This is a genomic window from Acinetobacter sp. YH12156 (assembly GCF_013418235.1).
Classification (GTDB): Bacteria; Pseudomonadota; Gammaproteobacteria; order Pseudomonadales; family Moraxellaceae; genus Acinetobacter; species Acinetobacter pseudolwoffii.
Genome location: NZ_VPCL01000001.1, coordinates 348,010 through 364,900 on the forward strand (window position 1 = coordinate 348,010; position 16,891 = coordinate 364,900).

Annotated in this window: 11 protein-coding genes; 6 read left to right on the forward strand and 5 right to left on the reverse strand. The window is 44.3% G+C overall.

Going from position 1 to position 16,891, the window contains the following annotated elements:
- Nucleotides 1–66: 66 nt before the first annotated feature.
- The 4 genes from FTU87_RS01800 to putA all read right to left on the reverse strand — a co-directional run bounded on the left by FTU87_RS01800 (nt 67) and on the right by putA (nt 6,519).
- On the reverse strand, nt 67–627 hold the full coding sequence (locus FTU87_RS01800) for a lecithin retinol acyltransferase family protein (RefSeq protein ID WP_034608524.1): 561 nt from the start codon (nt 625–627) through the stop codon (nt 67–69).
- A 404-nt stretch (nt 628–1,031) separates the two neighbouring features.
- Nucleotides 1,032–1,256, reverse strand: a complete 225-nt coding sequence (locus FTU87_RS01805) for a hypothetical protein (protein WP_005096749.1) — start codon at nt 1,254–1,256, stop codon at nt 1,032–1,034.
- Between the two features lie 243 nt (nt 1,257–1,499).
- Nucleotides 1,500–2,582: a tRNA (uridine(54)-C5)-methyltransferase TrmA gene (gene trmA / locus FTU87_RS01810; protein WP_180096584.1), complete on the reverse strand. Its 1,083-nt coding sequence runs from the start codon at nt 2,580–2,582 to the stop codon at nt 1,500–1,502.
- 184 nt (nt 2,583–2,766) lie between these two features.
- Complete coding sequence (putA, locus tag FTU87_RS01815; RefSeq protein ID WP_180096585.1) at nt 2,767–6,519, reverse strand: trifunctional transcriptional regulator/proline dehydrogenase/L-glutamate gamma-semialdehyde dehydrogenase; 3,753 nt, start codon at nt 6,517–6,519, stop codon at nt 2,767–2,769.
- A gap of 119 nt (nt 6,520–6,638) precedes the next feature.
- Between putA and FTU87_RS01820 the strand changes: the two genes are divergently transcribed.
- Nucleotides 6,639–7,133, forward strand: coding sequence for an Lrp/AsnC ligand binding domain-containing protein (locus FTU87_RS01820; protein WP_005096755.1), 495 nt, complete (start codon nt 6,639–6,641; stop codon nt 7,131–7,133).
- 78 nt (nt 7,134–7,211) lie between these two features.
- Here FTU87_RS01820 and putP read toward each other — a convergent pair whose 3' ends face one another.
- Nucleotides 7,212–8,720 (reverse strand): sodium/proline symporter PutP, encoded by a 1,509-nt coding sequence (putP, locus tag FTU87_RS01825; protein ID WP_100357194.1) that lies wholly within the window; start codon nt 8,718–8,720, stop codon nt 7,212–7,214.
- A 419-nt stretch (nt 8,721–9,139) separates the two neighbouring features.
- On the opposite strand from putP, the gene aspA reads away from it, so the two are divergent.
- The 5 genes from aspA (at nt 9,140) to FTU87_RS01850 (ending at nt 16,870) form a co-directional block, all read left to right on the forward strand.
- Nucleotides 9,140–10,582 (forward strand): aspartate ammonia-lyase, encoded by a 1,443-nt coding sequence (gene aspA, locus FTU87_RS01830; protein ID WP_218944827.1) that lies wholly within the window; start codon nt 9,140–9,142, stop codon nt 10,580–10,582.
- A 130-nt stretch (nt 10,583–10,712) separates the two neighbouring features.
- A complete protein-coding gene (locus FTU87_RS01835; protein ID WP_005171129.1) occupies nt 10,713–11,078 on the forward strand; it encodes a hypothetical protein in 366 nt (121 codons plus the stop codon).
- Nucleotides 11,079–11,201: 123 nt separating this feature from the next.
- On the forward strand, nt 11,202–14,660 hold the full coding sequence (gene mfd / locus FTU87_RS01840; RefSeq protein ID WP_180096587.1) for a transcription-repair coupling factor: 3,459 nt from the start codon (nt 11,202–11,204) through the stop codon (nt 14,658–14,660).
- A 228-nt stretch (nt 14,661–14,888) separates the two neighbouring features.
- Complete coding sequence (locus FTU87_RS01845) at nt 14,889–15,323, forward strand: HIT domain-containing protein (protein WP_004646760.1); 435 nt, start codon at nt 14,889–14,891, stop codon at nt 15,321–15,323.
- Between the two features lie 56 nt (nt 15,324–15,379).
- The gene (locus tag FTU87_RS01850) at nt 15,380–16,870 is read left to right on the forward strand and encodes an adenylate/guanylate cyclase domain-containing protein (protein ID WP_005171127.1); all 1,491 of its coding nucleotides are present in this window, start codon (nt 15,380–15,382) and stop codon (nt 16,868–16,870) included.
- Nucleotides 16,871–16,891: the final 21 nt, after the last annotated feature.

Below are 16,891 nucleotides of genomic sequence, written 5' to 3' on the forward strand. Positions count from 1 at the left end.
TCAAAGTTTAAACCCGAACTCAAAATTTCTTACTAACAAAAAATCATCGGCAGGCTGAGCTTTAAATTAACGATGTTTAAGATTAGTCAGGTCTGACACTTTCGTTTTAGCCTGATCTTGCAATTCACGGTATTGTTGCAAACGCAGATTGGCTTTATCTCTAAGCTTCTTCTTGATGTACAAGGCCAAGGCAAAACTCGTCGTGGTCAGGGTCAGGAACATGCTGTTCATGAAACTCATCATCGAGCTGATATAACCAATCGTGGTCAGGCGATTCATCATATAGATCACTTGCGGGCTGCTTTCTACGCCAGTAATCGCCCAAGTACACAGATGTTCGCAATTATTGATAATTAAATGATAATTATTTTCATGCATTCTGGAACGCATGCGACGCACAACTTTACGGCCTTTATATTTCGCCGAGTCATAATGTTGCACATGAATCGCTTTGCCATGACTGAATTTTTCAATAGAGGTTATTTCAATGGGGCGTTTCTTAAATAAATGTGCAAAGCCCGAATAATGAATAACACGACCACGTCCAGCGTATATCCCATGATGGGTATAACCGAAATGTTTAACCATAAGGTGCGCTCCTATGGGAAACCGTTTAGTCTGTTGCATATCAGAATTAAGCCATTTAAAAAAGCATTGTAGTTTAATAGCAAGTGTACTGTCTTTTGCTAAATTAATCGACGCTTTGCTTGAGTTTAGGCAGACAAGCAATAGGCGTATGCAGCAAGTGACTTGATCACCTGGATGGCAGAATTCAGATGAACATCTGTTCAGCAACACCCATAAATAGCCTAAGCTAACTTTTACATTTCAATAAAATCAGAAAAAGTGAGAGGAAGAAGTGTTCAGATTTATTACCAATTACTCAACAGAAGGCAGAAGGTTGTGTAGTCGGATTTATACAATTGAACTCTCTAAGTTTGGTTCTTCTTCAATGTAATTAAAGCGACAGATATAAAAAAAGCACCTGGTTACACAAGTGCTTTTTTTGATCAGGCTAGAGCCTTTGCCGATTACTGCAAGGGCAAGTGTTGAAGTTCATTCAGTTCCTTACGGCTATAGCCGCGTGATACAAGAACCTTTTTGATTCCGATGATGATCTCTTCATCAGTTGCTTTAGACAAAGCTTCAAGAAGCTGTTCATTTGTCTTGAAAGAGCAATCATTTTCTACACAAGCAATCTGATTCTTGTGTTCATTGTGTTGTTCCACAGAAAACAACTTTTGCCAAAAACTCATAGAGCCTTCATACAACAACCTAACATAGAGTGAAATATAGCCAATTAAATAAATAAAGCAATAGGACCTATGTGATAAAAGCAGCAGTTGGTCTTTAAAATTTCCGATTGAAGCTCAAAGAGCTAACGATATTTTTAGCTGTACAAATGATAATTTGTTATTAAGTTAATGATTTAAGATATAAAAAAAGGAATTTCGAAAAACTCCTTTTTTGTAACAAGAAAATAAATTGAAACAAATTCTTTATCTTCTTTCTAACAATACGCCCGTTTCTACATGGTGTGTATATGGAAATTGATCAAACATAGCGAATTTGTTGATTTTATGGGTTTGAGACAACTGTTTCAGATTGTCATGCAATGTGTCTGGATTGCAAGAAATGTAAATAATGCGTTGGAAGCGCTGTAATAGTTTAAGCGTTTCATCATCAATACCGGCACGCGGTGGATCGACAAATACCGTATCAAAGTCATAAGTCGCAAGATCAATATTGGCTTCTTGCAGGCGGCGGAACACACGCTCGCCGTTGTAAGCTTGGGTGAACTCTTCTGCAGAAAGACGCGCGACCTGAATGTTCTCAATCTGGTTTTGCTCAATATTCCACTCAGCCGCATAGACTGAAGATTTGGCTAACTCGGTTGCCAGAACACGGCGGAACTTGGTCGAGAGTGGCAGGGTAAAGTTACCATTACCACAATATAATTCCAGCAAATCTTGATCAGATTGCTCTGCCGCATCACATGCCCATTCCAGCATGTTTTGGCAGACTTGGGCATTCGGCTGGGTAAAGCTGCTTTCGATCTGTTTGTATTGATAGGTACGATCAAAAACAGAAAGTTCTTCCACCACATATTCATCAGACAGGACAAACTTCTGTCCACGGCTGCGGCCAATTAACTTGATATTTAACTGTTCTGCCAGTGCTTTGGCTGCCGGTTCCCAGCTTTCATCCAATTTACGATGATAAATCAGAGAAACCAGAACCTGACCACTTAAGGTCGCCAGAAAATGTACTTCAAACAGACGTGTCGATAATACTGGATCTGCTTTGAGCGCTTGCAGTAATTTAGGCATCAACTGATTGATACTGAGGTCTGCAACCGGAAATTCATCAATGCGGATGACTTTTTTCTGTTGATCTTCATTGCGCTCGAACATGGCATAGAACATGTCATCCTCAGTATGCCAGATCCGAAATTCAGCACGCATGCGGAAATATTTTTCAGGAGACTGGAATACTTCGAGGGCAGGTGGTTGATATTCGGCAAACTGAGCGCTGATGCGTTCAATTTTGGCATCGAGTTGTTGCTGATAAGATGAAGTCATATGCAGTAAGAAGTCGCAAATATTTTAAAGCGCAAATGGTAGCAAATAATTGCTGATCTGCCTAAGCCTATTGTGGCTGAGCGGCTTTAAAAACTGCATAAAAAAGACCAAACCCTCTGAGGAGAAAAATTTGGCCGTAAAGAGGAAATCATGAACAGAAAAATGACAAGATGATTCGATTAATTTAGAGATGACTCATCGTCATCAAACTGGCATTGCCACCGGCTGCTGCCGTATTGATGCTAATGGCCCGTTCAAGCACCAATCGCTCCACCGGAATGTCATGATTGCCTGAGTTTAAATGCGTGATTCCTACAATGGGGCCTTTTCGAGCCGCAATACGCTTCTGTAAATCAATCAATTCCGCAGCATCACCATGATGTAATACAGCATCAAATTCCCCACTTTCAATGTCTTGAATCACTTTGAATCGGGCAGCAACTGCTTTTGGCATTGTTTGTAGATATTTCAGCACAAAAGTATTTTCAGCCAATACTGCAGGGCGACTGCCGACCGATAAAATGGCCAAAATTTGCTGAATCTGGTCTTGCTCGGTGTGCGCCAAAGATAGAACACTTTCACGTGGCAAGATCATGTACTGGTTTTCTTCGCCGGTTGGACCTTGCAAACTAAAGCTTTGTCCGGTCGCAATCTGGCTGGGTGCTTTTAAGGAGATTGTGGGTAAAGTTTTAGAGGCCCAAGCCTTAAATTCCTGGACTGGTTTGTGTTCAATAGGGGCTTGATCAGATCGCATGGCATAAGGCTGCACCAGTTTCTTCTCGGAAAGCTGCTGCATTAAACGGTAGATGTAAAGCGGCCCACCAGCTTTAGGGCCAGTACCGGACAAGCCTTCACCACCGAAAGGCTGAACACCCACAACTGCACCGACGATATTACGGTTGATATACAAGTTACCGACTTCTGCTCGCGCAATCACGGTTTGTATGGTTTCATCAATACGTGTGTGTAAGCCCATGGTCAGACCATAGCCTTTGCTGTTGATCTGTTCCAATAACTGTTCCAGTTCACCATATTTATAGCTGATCAGATGCAGCACCGGACCAAAGACTTCACGCTCCAGATCATTCAGGTTTGGAAGTTCAATCAATGTTGGCGGAATAAAGGTGCCTTGGGTTAATTCAGTCTCATCTTGGTTAAACATTAGTTGATGGACTTTGTGACCTTTGTTGCGCATCTGCTGAATATGCGTCTGAATATTTTGCTGGGCCTCCGCGTCAATCACTGGGCCAATATCGGTTTTTAATAAAATCGGATTGCCGACCCTTAACTGCTGCATGGCACCTTTGAGCATCGTGCGCACAGCATCCAGATTGTCTTCTTGCACACAGAGCACACGCAAAGCAGAACAACGCTGGCCGGCACTGTCATAGGCAGAATTAACCACATCAAGCACCACCTGCTCAGTTAGTGCAGATGAATCGACAATCATGGCATTTTGACCACCGGTTTCAGCAATCAGGGTCACGCTGGCGCTAAACTGGTTCAGACGTTCCGCTACAGTTTTTTGCAGAATATGGGCGACCTCGGTTGAGCCGGTAAACATGATACCCTGAATTCGTGAATCTGCACTGAGCTGCGCACCAATGCTTTCACCTTGACCCGGCAAGAGCTGTAAGACGTCTTGCGGAATGCCAGCTTCCCATAAAATCTGCACCGCTTGTGCAGCAATCAGCGGGGTCTGTTCTGCCGGTTTGGCAATAACGGTATTGCCCGCGACCAGCGCTGCTGAAATCTGGCCGGTAAAAATTGCCAACGGGAAGTTCCATGGACTGATACACAGCACGGTACCCAAAGGTTGAATCTGTGTATTTTCAGCTAAATCCAACATCTGACCGGCATAGTAGCGCAAGAAATCTACCGCCTCCCGGACCTCGGCAATGGCATTGGCATAGGTTTTGCCAGCTTCACGGGACAGAATCACCATCAGTGTCAGTAAACGCTGCTCCATCAGATCCGCAGCTTTATTCAAGCAGGCTGCGCGCTCATTTTTCGGCAAATTGGCCCAGAAACCTTGTGCATTGACAGCTTGCGTTAAGGCAATTTCAGCCTGTTCTTGGGTCGCTTCATAGACTGTACCGACTACATCCTGATGTTGTGCCGGATTGATGATTTGCACTGCGTTACTTGTGTCGGTTCCTGTAAACGCCGTTCCCATGGCTGCTGCCTGAAATTGTGTGTTTTTCAGGCTGGCAGCGACTTCATTTAAGGCGCTCAGCTCTGCATCATTGGCGAGATCCAGACCCGATGAGTTAATACGTGTGCCATACAGATCTTGCGGATAAGGAATATGCGGATGCTTGGCACCGATCACGACTTCCTGTTGTGCAGCTTTTAAAATCGTTTGCTGCGGATTTTCAATCAGATCTTCGATATTTAGGGTTTTGTCGGCAATCCGGTTGACAAAAGACGTATTTGCGCCATTTTCCAGCAAACGACGCACCAGATAAGCCAATAAGGTTTCATGATTGCCGACTGGCGCATAAATGCGACAAGGGACACCGAGTTTATTCGCCGATTTGTCGCCCACCACATTTTCATACAAGGGTTCGCCCATGCCATGCAGACACTGGAATTCATATTGACCCGCATAATACTGCTCAGGTTGCGCCAGTTGGTAAATCGTGGCCACCGTTTGTGCATTATGGGTGGCAAATTGCGGATAGATATACTCCGGTTCAGCCAATAATTTACGCGCACAGGCGATATAAGACAGATCGGTATGCACCTTACGAGTGAATACCGGATAGTCCGACATGCCTTCAATCTGTGCTTTCTTGATCTCGCTGTCCCAATAGGCACCTTTGACCAGACGAATCATCAGGCGTTTCTGACTACGTTTGGCCAGATCAACAATATAATCTACCACATAGAAACAGCGTTTTTGATAGGCTTGAATCACAAAGCCAATGCCTTTCCAGTCTTGTAATTGCGGCTCAAAACACAGGCGTTCAAGCAGTTGCAAGGAAATTTCCAGACGGTCAGTTTCTTCGGCATCAATGTTTAAACCGATATTGTACTGTTTCGCCAGGACCGCGAGTTTAAGCATTTTTCCATACAGTTCATCATGTACACGATCCATCTGTGCGCGCTGATAACGCGGATGCAGGGCAGAGAGTTTGATGGAAATGCCCGGGCCATCATAAACGTCTTTATCCTGCGAGGCTTGCCCGATGGCATGAATCGCTTGCTGATAATCCTGATAATAGCGTTCCGCATCCGGATCGGTCAGTGCTGCTTCACCAAGCATGTCATAGGAATAACGAAAGCCTTTTTCTTCCAGACGTTCTGCATTTTTCAGTGCCTCATCAATGGTTTCACCCGTCACAAACTGTTCGCCCATCATGCGCATGGCAACATCGACAGCCTTACGGATAATGCCGCGACCACTGCGCGCCAACAGGCCGGTTAATAAACTGGACAGGCTTTTTTGCTGTGGGGTTTCCATTAATTTACCCGTCAGCATCAAGCCCCAGGCTGCGGCATTGACAAACATCAGCTGGCTTTGACCGAGATGTTCTTTCCAGTTGCCCTGATTGATCTTGTCGCGGATCAGCAGGTCACGCGTGGCTTTGTCTGGAATACGCAGCAAGGCTTCGGCCAGACACATCAGGGCAATGCCTTCCTGAGAAGATAGGGAAAATTCCTGTAATAATCCTTGTACGATGCCCGCTTTACCGCCTGAATTTTTACGTTCACGCAAGGAATGCGCCAGATCAAAGGCAAGCGCTTGAATCTTGTCGCTGAGTTCGGAGGAAATTTCACTATGCAGCAAGAGTTCTTCGACGCATTCAGTTTCCGCACGGCGCCATGTGGTATTGATACGTTGTTCGTATTCATTTTTATCTTTGAATTCGGCGATATAATTTGGCTGCTTCATGGCATCTGAACCATAGGTGGGGCTTAGTGTGGTCGGCATAGTGACATCCTGTACTGCTGCAATCAGATCTAGCGGGGCTAACGAGTTTTAATCTATAATCACAGAATATTTGACGAATATCTCACTATAGTTTTTACATTTTTTAGAGAATAATTCTAATGCAGCCTCCTTATTTAAGCCTAGACCGTATAGATATTCGTATCCTGAGTTTATTACAATCCGATGCCAAATTATCCAATATTAAACTGGCTGAACTGGTAAATTTATCGCCGACCGCGGCACTGGCGCGGGTGCAGAAACTGAGCAAAGAAGGCTATATTCTGGGCTACGAAGCCCGTCTGAATCCAAATCTGCTCAATAACGCTTTTGTGGTTTTTGTAGAGATTTTACTGGATAAAACCACACCGAATGTTTTAGATGAGTTTTCCCATGCAGTCCGGCAGATTCCAGAAATTATTGAATGTCATATGATCAGTGGTGGTTTCGATTTCGTGGTAAAAATCCGCTGCGCCAATATGGATGAATTCCGTAAAATTTCCGGGCAAATCTTGTGGCAACTGCCCGGGATCAAGGAAACACGCAGTTATCCGGTGATGGAGGTGATTAAAGAAAGTCAGCAGATCCATCTAAAAATACCGGGAAAATCTAAATAATTTGTAGCTTATTAACGACTAATCTAAAAAACAATAAAAGGGACTTGAAGGTCCCTTTTATTGTATTGAATATCCAGACTATTTTTTCATTTCAGCCATTTCTTTTTGATATTCAGCTTTGGCCATTTCAAAACGATGTACCACATCATCATTCGGTGCCTTATCCACTAAGCTGACAATCACGATACTCAGGGTAGCCAGAATAAAACCGGGAATAATCTCGTACAGGCCGGTATCACCCATATAGTTTTTCCAGACGATTACCGTCACCGCACCGACCAGCATGCCGACAATCGCGCCGTTGAGGGTCATACGCTTCCAGAACAAAGACAAGATAATCAAGGGGCCAAATGCTGCACCAAAGCCTGCCCAGGCATAAGCCACCAGACCTAAAACCTTGCTGTTCGGATTAATCGCCAAGGCAATCGCAATTAACGCAATTACTAAAACCATAGCACGACCGACCCAGATCAGTTCTTTTTGCGAGGCATTTTTGCGCAGGAAGCTCTTGTATAAATCTTCAGTCAGGGTGGTTGAACAGACCAGAAGCTGACAGCTCAAGGTGCTCATAATCGCGGCCAGAATAGCTGCAAGTACGATGCCAGCGATCCATGGATTAAACAGGATTTTAGTCAATTCCATAAACACGGTTTCAGGGTTCTGGTTCACCACCGAGGCGAATGCTGGATTAACGGTGAAATAGGCAATCCCGATATAACCAGCTGCCACTGCGCCGCCCAGACACAGAATCATCCAGGTCATGCCAATACGGCGTGCAGCAGGAATGGTCTTCACTGAATCTGCTGCCATGAAGCGCACTAAAATATGTGGTTGACCAAAATAACCCAAACCCCAGGCCAGACTGGAAATAATCGCCACCACGCTTAAGCCTTCAAGCATACTGGACGCATGTGGACGGGCAGATTCAAGGATGACACTCACTTGCTGGCTATTGTCACCCAAGGCCAGGAAGGTAATGATCGGGGTCAGCAACAGTGCGAAGATCATCAAACCGGCCTGAAAAGTATCCGTCCAGCTGATTGCCAGAAAACCACCAATACACACATATAAAATTGTCGCCATCGCACCGATGATAAGCGCTGTGGTGTAATTCCAGCCGAACAGGCTTTCAAACAGGCGTGCACCTGCGACCATGCCCGAGGCACAATAAATTGCAAAGAACACCAGAATCACCAAGGCAGACAAGACCCGTAAAATGCGTTTGCGGTCGGAAAAACGGCTGGTGAAATAATCTGGCAGGGTCAGGGCGTTATTCTGGTATTCGGTATGCGCCCGTAGACGACCTGCCACCAGTAACCAGTTTAGCCACGCTCCGATAATCAGGCCGATGGCAATCCAGGCTTCTGACAGGCCAGACAGGTAAATTGCGCCCGGAAGACCCATCAGCAGCCAGCCACTCATATCTGATGCACCTGCGGAAAGAGCTGTGACGACACTGCCCAGACTACGTCCACCTAAAATATATTCATCAAAATTGGAGGTTGCACGGTAAGCATATAAACCGATGGCAATCATGGCGATAATATAAAACATGAAGGTAATCAGGGTCGGATTTAAATAAGTCATAGGCAGGGCATCCTGTAAATATGGAAACCATCGTTCCAGATGATTTTTTGTACGGAGATCACAAGGCAGTGATTCAAGCACGGTTTAAAAATTACACTCTGTAACATTTACACAGCTTTTATGTATGTTTGTTGTAAATACCAATTTAACTAGATGGAACTTAAGGAAAGTTAAGCCACTTAACACAGAGAGATAAAGTATTGGATTGAGGCAAAAGAAGCTAATTTAGAATAAGCAATTAAAATATTTAAATTTTAGCTTTTTATTTACATGATCTTACAAAACTCACAGCTTTACTGTATTGGTAATAAATATTAGCAAATTTAGGTTAAAGTCCTCCTATTCGCTCTGTATTTGTTTGCTCATATTGAGACCACACCAAATACGGTGCATCGCCAAGGTATTTTTTAGTGGACAATATGCTGCAAATCGAACCGACCCGCATTGAACGTGACTTATTGGGGGAAAAACAGATCCCATTACACAGCTATTATGGGATTCACACTTTACGTGCCATCGAAAATTTCCAGATTTCAGGATTGGCTATAGGGCAACAATCACATTTTATTCGTGCATTGGCTCAGGTCAAAAAAGCTTCGGCACAGACCAACCTGCATTTTCAAAAAATATCCGAGCAGACGAGTACTGCTATTCAAAAAGCCTGTAATGAATTGATTCAGCATCTTGAAAACTGGCAAGCGGCCTTTCCACTTGATCCTTATCAGGGCGGTGCTGGTACGTCAATTAATATGAATGCCAATGAAGTCATTGCCAATATCGCCTTAGAGATCTTGGGGCATCATAAAGGTGAGTATCACATCCTGCATCCGAATGATCATGTGAATACTTCGCAATCGACCAATGATGTCTATCCAACCGCTTTACGTTTGGCAACTTATAGCAGCCTGAATGAATTATTGGCAGTGCTGAAAGCACTGATTGACTGTTTATATACGAAGGCAGCCGAATTTCAGTATGTGATCAAGATGGGGCGTACCCAGTTGCAAGATGCCGTCCCGATGACCATGGAGCAGGAATTCCGGGCTTTTGCGACTTTATTAAAGGAAGATTTAAAACTGATTGAGCAGATGCGCCAGTTATTGCTGGAAGTCAATTTAGGTGCAACAGCGATCGGGACTGGGGTAAACACGCCGCCAGGTTATGCGACGCGAGTCGTCGAAACTTTGGCGCACCTGACGGGGCTGCCTTTAAAAGGTGCAGAAGATTATGTGGAGGCCACCAGTGATTGTGGTGTCTTTATTATCTTGTCGAGCAGTTTAAAACGCCTGGCAGTGAAACTGTCCAAAATCTGTAATGACTTGCGCTTGCTTAGCTCGGGACCACGTACAGGTCTGGCTGAAATTCGCTTACCGGAATTGCAAGCAGGCTCATCAATTATGCCGGCAAAAATCAATCCTGTGATTCCGGAAGTGGTCAATCAGATTGCCTTCCGGGTCATCGGTAATGATTTGACCATTACTATGGCAGCGGAAGCTGGGCAGTTACAACTGAATGTGATGGAACCTGTGATTGCCCTGACCATGAATGAGTCGATTCAATTGTTGACTCAAGGCATGCAAACCCTGAATCAGAAATGTATTGCTGGCATTCAGGCCAATGAAGAAATCTGTTTAAGTTCGGTCATGCGCAGTGTCGGGATTGTGACCTTACTTGAGCCGATTCTGGGGCATGCCAAATGTGATGAAATTGGTAAACAATGTATGCGTGAAAATAAAACCGTGCCGCAAGTGGTATTGGAACTCGGTTTATTAAGCGAAACACAATTAGAAGAAATCTTTGCATTTGAAAATCTGGTGTCTGAAATACCTGTAGTAGAGAGTCAGCTCGAACAGGTTTCTTGATAGCATAAATTGTCTTGAAACAGCTCAACTCAACTGATTGTTGTGATTTTGACAATTTGCCTCAAGTTCGATATGTGGATTTGAGGCATTTTCATCTAGACTAGGGTCTGAACTTTATTTGGCTGGGTAAATGGCGATGTTTGATAAAATCAGTGCATTATTTAAAACTAATAAACCGACTGCTGCACAGTTATATTTAGACGAGCAGAATATCCAGCATGTCGAAGGCACAGGTTATATCGTGGATGGCATTGACTTAAATCAGGAACTGGCCGCACGCTTAGAATATTTGTCCAATCGCCGTCTAAAACAGTTTGATGATTTAAAAGCTTTATACGACACCGCGATGCTGATCAATGAAAAGATTGATCTGGAAATTGCCCATCAGCGTTTTAATGTGACTTTGGGAAATACCGAAGAGAACCTGCTGCAATTTAAAATGATCCTCAAGAAGTTAAATGATTATTATCGTAACTTTCTGCGAGAGAAAAAATAAGTGTTAAAAGTGGCTTGAAATCGAAGCGTATGGATGTGGCAAGACTGCATAAAAATAACAAAATATCCTGAGATCATCGTGCTAGTATAAGCCTCAGGTTATTTAGACTTTAAAGCTATATCCATGTTCCAACAAGAAATTTCCCAACTCAATTTACCACAACTCAAAGCAGGCGAGAAACGCTGGTTAGGCAATCTGCAAGGTTCCTCGACGGCATTGTTGCTCAAAGAAATCGTGCAGCAGCAATCGCGTTTATTTATTGTGATTGCACGCAATAACCAGCATTTGGGTCAACTGGAAAGTGAACTGGAATTTTATGGGATTAAACCCACGATTTTTCCAGATTGGGAAATTTTGCCTTATGACCGCCTGTCTCCGCACCAGGATATTGTCTCGGAACGTCTGGCGATTTTATCCAATATGCCAAAAACTGGCGTGCTGTTACTTTCTGCCTCAACCTTGGCACAGCGTATCGCACCGACTTCATGGATTTTGGGTGAACATTTTGATATTCACGTCGGACAGAAATTCGATCTGGAACAACAGAAGAAAAAGCTGATTCAGGCCGGTTATCATCTGGTCGATACGGTTTATGATCCGGGTGAGTTTGCGGTACGCGGCAGTATCATGGATATTTATGCCTCGGGGCAGGAAGCACCGATTCGGATTGACCTGTTTGATGATGAAATTGAAAGCCTGAAATTTTTCGATTCCGAAACTCAGCGCACCACACAAAGTTTGCAACAGTTTACCGTATTGCCGGCACAGGAATTTCCACTCAAGGAAGGCCGTGCCACCTTCCGTGACCGTTATGCCGAATTTTTCTCAACTGCCAATCCAAAGAAAAACCCGATCTATCTGGATGTGATGGAGGGCATTGTTTCACCGGGAATCGAGTTTTATTTACCGCTGTTTTTCAGTGCTGAGGCCATGCAAGACCAAAGCTCACTTATTTCGTACTTACCAAAGAATGGCATTGTCATTACAGATCGGGCTTTAGACGAGAGTTTGACCCAATTCTGGCAAGATGTGGTGCGCCGTTATGAAGATCGCCGTCACAATGTTGATCAGCCGATCCTACCCCCAGACAGCCTGTTCTTTCAGACCAATCAGGTTCTGGAGCAGCTGAATCAATTTGCGCGTATTATTGCCGCCCAAACGCCTTTTGACCAAAAAGCCGGCGTATTGAACCTCGATACCCAGTTGCCACCACGTCTGCCTGTCGATCCAAAACGTGAAAAACCATTTATTGAAGTCAAAAAATATATCGATCAGGTCAATCATCCGGTGCTGCTGGTGGCCGAGAGTGCCGGACGCCGTGAAAGCTTAAAAGATGCGTTACGACCAAGTCTGGGTGATATTCCGACGGTTGATAACTTTGAGAGTTTTATCACCTCCCTGTATGCGATTGCGATTACCAATGCGCCATTAGAGCGTGGTCTGGTGCTGACCGATCGTGTCAGCATCATTTCTGAAAACCAGCTCTATGAACATCGCGTGGTACAACGCCGCCGTAAACGTCAGCAGGAAGTTTCAGAAGAATTTCTGATTCGCAGTCTGACTGAACTGACCATGGGCGCGCCTGTGGTGCATATCGATTATGGAGTGGGGCGTTATGCCGGTCTGGTCACTTTAAGTATTGATGATCAGGATCATGAATTCTTGCAGCTGGATTATGCCGATGCGGCCAAAGTCTATGTGCCGGTGACCAATCTGCATTTAATCAGCCGATATAGCGGTGGTGATCCGGATCTGGCACCATTGCATAAGCTCGGGACAGATGCATGGAATAAAGCCAAACATAAAGCGCTGGAACAGATTCATGATGTTGCGGCCGAGTTGCTGCATATTCAGGCACGCCGTGTCTCTAAACCCGGCATCAGTTTTGAAATTGATCAAAGTCTGTATATGCAGTTTGCCAGTGGCTTTGCCTATGAAGAAACGCTGGATCAGGCCAATGCGATTGAAGCCACGCTGCATGACATGCAACAAGCCAAGCCGATGGATCGTCTGGTCTGTGGTGATGTCGGCTTTGGTAAAACGGAAGTGGCGATGCGTGCTGCATTTGTTGCGGTACAGAATAACCGGCAGGTGGCGATTCTGGTGCCGACCACCTTGCTGGCACAACAGCACTATGATTCATTCAAAGACCGCTTTGCCGACTGGCCGGTCCGGATTGAAGTGCTGTCACGTTTCGGTTCTTCCAAAGCACATAGCAAGACCATTGACGACCTGATCGAAGGGAAAGTGGATATCGTGATTGGTACGCATAAAATTTTGCAGGAAAATGTCCAGTTTAAAAATCTTGGCCTGATGATTGTCGATGAAGAACATCGCTTCGGAGTACGTGACAAGGAGCGGATCAAGGCGATGCGTGCTGATGTCGATATGTTGACCCTGACAGCCACTCCAATTCCGCGTACACTAAATATGGCCTTTAGTGGCATGCGTGATCTATCGATTATTGCCACACCGCCGGCACGCCGTCTTGCGGTGAAAACCTTTGTGCAAGAACATACCGATGACACCATTAAAGAAGCGATTCTGCGTGAACTGTTGCGTGGTGGTCAGGTCTATTTCCTGCACAATGAAGTCGATACGATTGACCGTGCCGCAGCGCATATTCGTACATTGGTGCCGGAAGCCCGGGTGATTGTGGCACATGGCCAGATGCGTGAACGTGAACTGGAGCAGGTGATGCAGCAGTTCTATCACAAGGAATACAATGTTCTGGTCTGTTCGACCATTATTGAAACCGGGATTGATGTCCCAAATGCCAATACCATTTTGATTGAACGTGCAGACAAACTGGGCCTGGCACAATTACATCAGCTCCGTGGCCGAGTCGGGCGCTCGCATCATCAGGCCTATGCCTATTTAATGGTGCCGTCTTTAAAAGCCTTAAAAGGCGATGCCGAAAAACGTCTGGATGCGATCCAGCGTGCTTCGACCTTGGGGGCCGGATTTATGCTGGCCACCGAAGATCTGGAAATTCGCGGGGCAGGTGAATTACTCGGTGAACAGCAGAGCGGTTCAATGCAGGCGATTGGTTATAGCCTATATATGGAAATGCTGGAAAAAGCCACCAAAGCCATTCAAAAAGGTAAAACCCCAAACTTCGATGCACCCTTGTCATTGACTGCAGAAATTACCCTGCATATGCCAGCGCTCATTCCGGATGATTATCTCGGAGATGTGCATCAGCGTCTGTTGTTCTATAAGCGTATCAGTAATACTGATACTCAGGAAAAACTGGACAATATCCGGATGGAATTGATCGACCGTTTTGGCATACCGCCACAACCGGTCAAACAGCTCTTTGCCGTACATCAGATTCGTCTCAAAGCCGAGCAGCTTGGCATCACCAAAATTGATATTAGTGCTCAAGGTGGGCATGTGGAATTCGCGCCAGATACCCCGGTTCAGGCCATGACCATTATCCAGATGATGCAGAAACATCCAACCTATTTCCGGATGAATGGTGGGCAACGTCTTAAGGTCATGGTCATGCTGGAAGATTACCAAAAGCGGATTCAGTTTATTCAGGATTTGCTGGACAGTCTATTGAAAGAAGTGGGCTAATTTGATTTAGACTAAATCAGTTTAAAACTTCATGATACATTTCATTTTCATTGAAATTTTCAGGAATGATAAACCAGATTTTTTAATGAAATGTTCGAACAAATTCTCGTGATGCGCCTTGCAACAAATCATGAGAATTTGTCTTTAAACCCATTGCTTTCAATATTCAGCTTCGGTTGGATATGTTAGTATTAGCCATCATTCTAATTTTGCATCATTTATAAAGATATGTTTAGTTTGCATCCACAACTTGCTCAAGATACTTTTTTTGTAGGCGACTTTCCTTTGTCAACATGTCGTTTGATGAATGATATGCAATTTCCCTGGCTGATCCTGATTCCACGTGTGCCGGGTGTCTCTGAATTATATGAATTGAGCCAAGCTGACCAAGAGCAGTTTTTACGTGAATCAAGCTGGTTATCAAGCCAGCTGGCACGTGTTTTCCGTGCGGATAAAATGAATGTCGCGGCATTGGGCAATATGGTTCCGCAATTGCATTTTCATCATGTGGTTCGTTATCAGAACGATGTAGCATGGCCGAAGCCTGTTTGGGGTACACCAGCTGTTCCTTATAGCAGTGAAGTATTAGCACATATGCGTCAAACACTCATGCTGGCGCTACGTGGTCAAGGCGATATGCCATTTGACTGGCGTATGGACTGATTAGCCCCAAGTATTCCGAGATCTATGAACGATTGCGGATTTCAGGGAGTGACTGAATGCAATTAGACGACTGGATTCAAAAAGAACCACAACAGTTTGAATATTTTCATCGCTTGATGGGCTATATCATGCTGTCTCTGGTTTTGGTCGTCTTTCATTACACTGAACCGGATACTCAGTATCAGCTCTTTGTTCCTGTGTTTTTATTCCTGATTTTATTGATTAGCTCGAAACTGTCGCGCTGGTTGATCTATCGCCATGATTATCGTATTCGGCGCAATGTTCTTTTTCTGATTGATGTTATTGTCATTGTAGTGGTTTTAGCCGCAGTACAGCTGGATTTGGTATTGTCCTTGCTGGGTTTGGTGGCAATACTCTATACCGCGATCAGTAATAAAATTTCATTGATGATGGCTTCTCTGGCCAGTCTGGTCGGGATCACCGTTTTTTATCTGGCCAATATTCTGGTCTTTGGTTTTGGGACTTATTTTGAACCGACAAGCAGTGAACTAACGGTTTTAGGCTTCATCTGCCTGATTACCTATTTTGGTGTCGGAAGTTTTTATCAGAGTGGTCGTGTGCAGTATATGACCCAGAAGAAAAATCATTATTTTGAACAGATGAACCGTTATATGGAATTTGCCAATCAGCTGAGTCGTTATGCGCCTGTGCAGTTGTGGCAATCCATCATGAAAGGTGAATCTGAAGCGAAAATTGAATATAAACGTAAAAAGTTAACAATTTTCTTCTCGGATATTCAAGGCTTTACAGAACTGTCTGAAACGCTTATTCCAGATGATTTAGCATTCTTGCTCAATGATTATTTGCGGCATATGACCGAAATCGCCAAAAATTATGAAGCGACTGTCGATAAATTTATGGGTGATGCCATCCTGATTTTCTTTGGTGATCCAAACTCTGAAGGCGTAGAGCAGGATGCCAAGAACTGTATGGAAATGGCGATTGCCATGCGTCAGCAAATGAAACTGCTGCGTGAGCGTTGGATTAAAATGGGTTATCCGCCACTGCATATCCGTATGGGTATTTCGACCGGTTATTGCCACGTCGGGAATTATGGTGCGACGCATCGGATGGCCTATACCATTGTAGGACGGGATGCCAATCTGGCAGCGCGCTTACAGAGCGCAGCTGAAGTGGATGAAATCCTGATTTCAGAAGATACTCATAATCTGATCAAAAATGATTATTTATGTGCGCCGAAGAAACCAATTTTCTTGAAAGGCATTAAAGCACCGGTAAGAACCTGGCAGCTAATGGAAAAATATGCATCGCAGAAAGTTGAGTATCAACGTTGGTTCGACTATGAATATAAAGGCTTTCATTTACTGCTCAATCTGGACGAAGTACAAAACTTTGAATATCCAGAATTGATTCATGTACTGGAAAAAATGATTAAACGCATTGAAACTCAGCAGAAATTGACCAACTCTCAAGGCATCGTCAAGCTTAAACTTGAAGATGAAGTGATTGAGCATCTCCAGCCACAAGACGAATTTGAATCACTCAAAGACTCCAAAGTAATTTAATCATTCTCATAAATATAAAAA

Bases quoted from the DNA above. Each gene is read 5' to 3' on its own strand.
- FTU87_RS01800 (WP_034608524.1), bottom strand. From the start codon at position 627: ATGCAACAGACTAAACGGTTTCCCATAGGAGCGCACCTTATGGTTAAA.
- FTU87_RS01805 (WP_005096749.1), bottom strand. From the start codon at position 1,256: ATGAGTTTTTGGCAAAAGTTGTTTTCTGTGGAACAACACAATGAACAC.
- trmA (WP_180096584.1), bottom strand. From the start codon at position 2,582: ATGACTTCATCTTATCAGCAACAACTCGATGCCAAAATTGAACGCATC.
- putA (WP_180096585.1), bottom strand. From the start codon at position 6,519: ATGCCGACCACACTAAGCCCCACCTATGGTTCAGATGCCATGAAGCAG.
- FTU87_RS01820 (WP_005096755.1), top strand. From the start codon at position 6,639: ATGCAGCCTCCTTATTTAAGCCTAGACCGTATAGATATTCGTATCCTG.
- putP (WP_100357194.1), bottom strand. From the start codon at position 8,720: ATGACTTATTTAAATCCGACCCTGATTACCTTCATGTTTTATATTATC.
- aspA (WP_218944827.1), top strand. From the start codon at position 9,140: ATGCTGCAAATCGAACCGACCCGCATTGAACGTGACTTATTGGGGGAA.
- FTU87_RS01835 (WP_005171129.1), top strand. From the start codon at position 10,713: ATGGCGATGTTTGATAAAATCAGTGCATTATTTAAAACTAATAAACCG.
- mfd (WP_180096587.1), top strand. From the start codon at position 11,202: ATGTTCCAACAAGAAATTTCCCAACTCAATTTACCACAACTCAAAGCA.
- FTU87_RS01845 (WP_004646760.1), top strand. From the start codon at position 14,889: ATGTTTAGTTTGCATCCACAACTTGCTCAAGATACTTTTTTTGTAGGC.
- FTU87_RS01850 (WP_005171127.1), top strand. From the start codon at position 15,380: ATGCAATTAGACGACTGGATTCAAAAAGAACCACAACAGTTTGAATAT.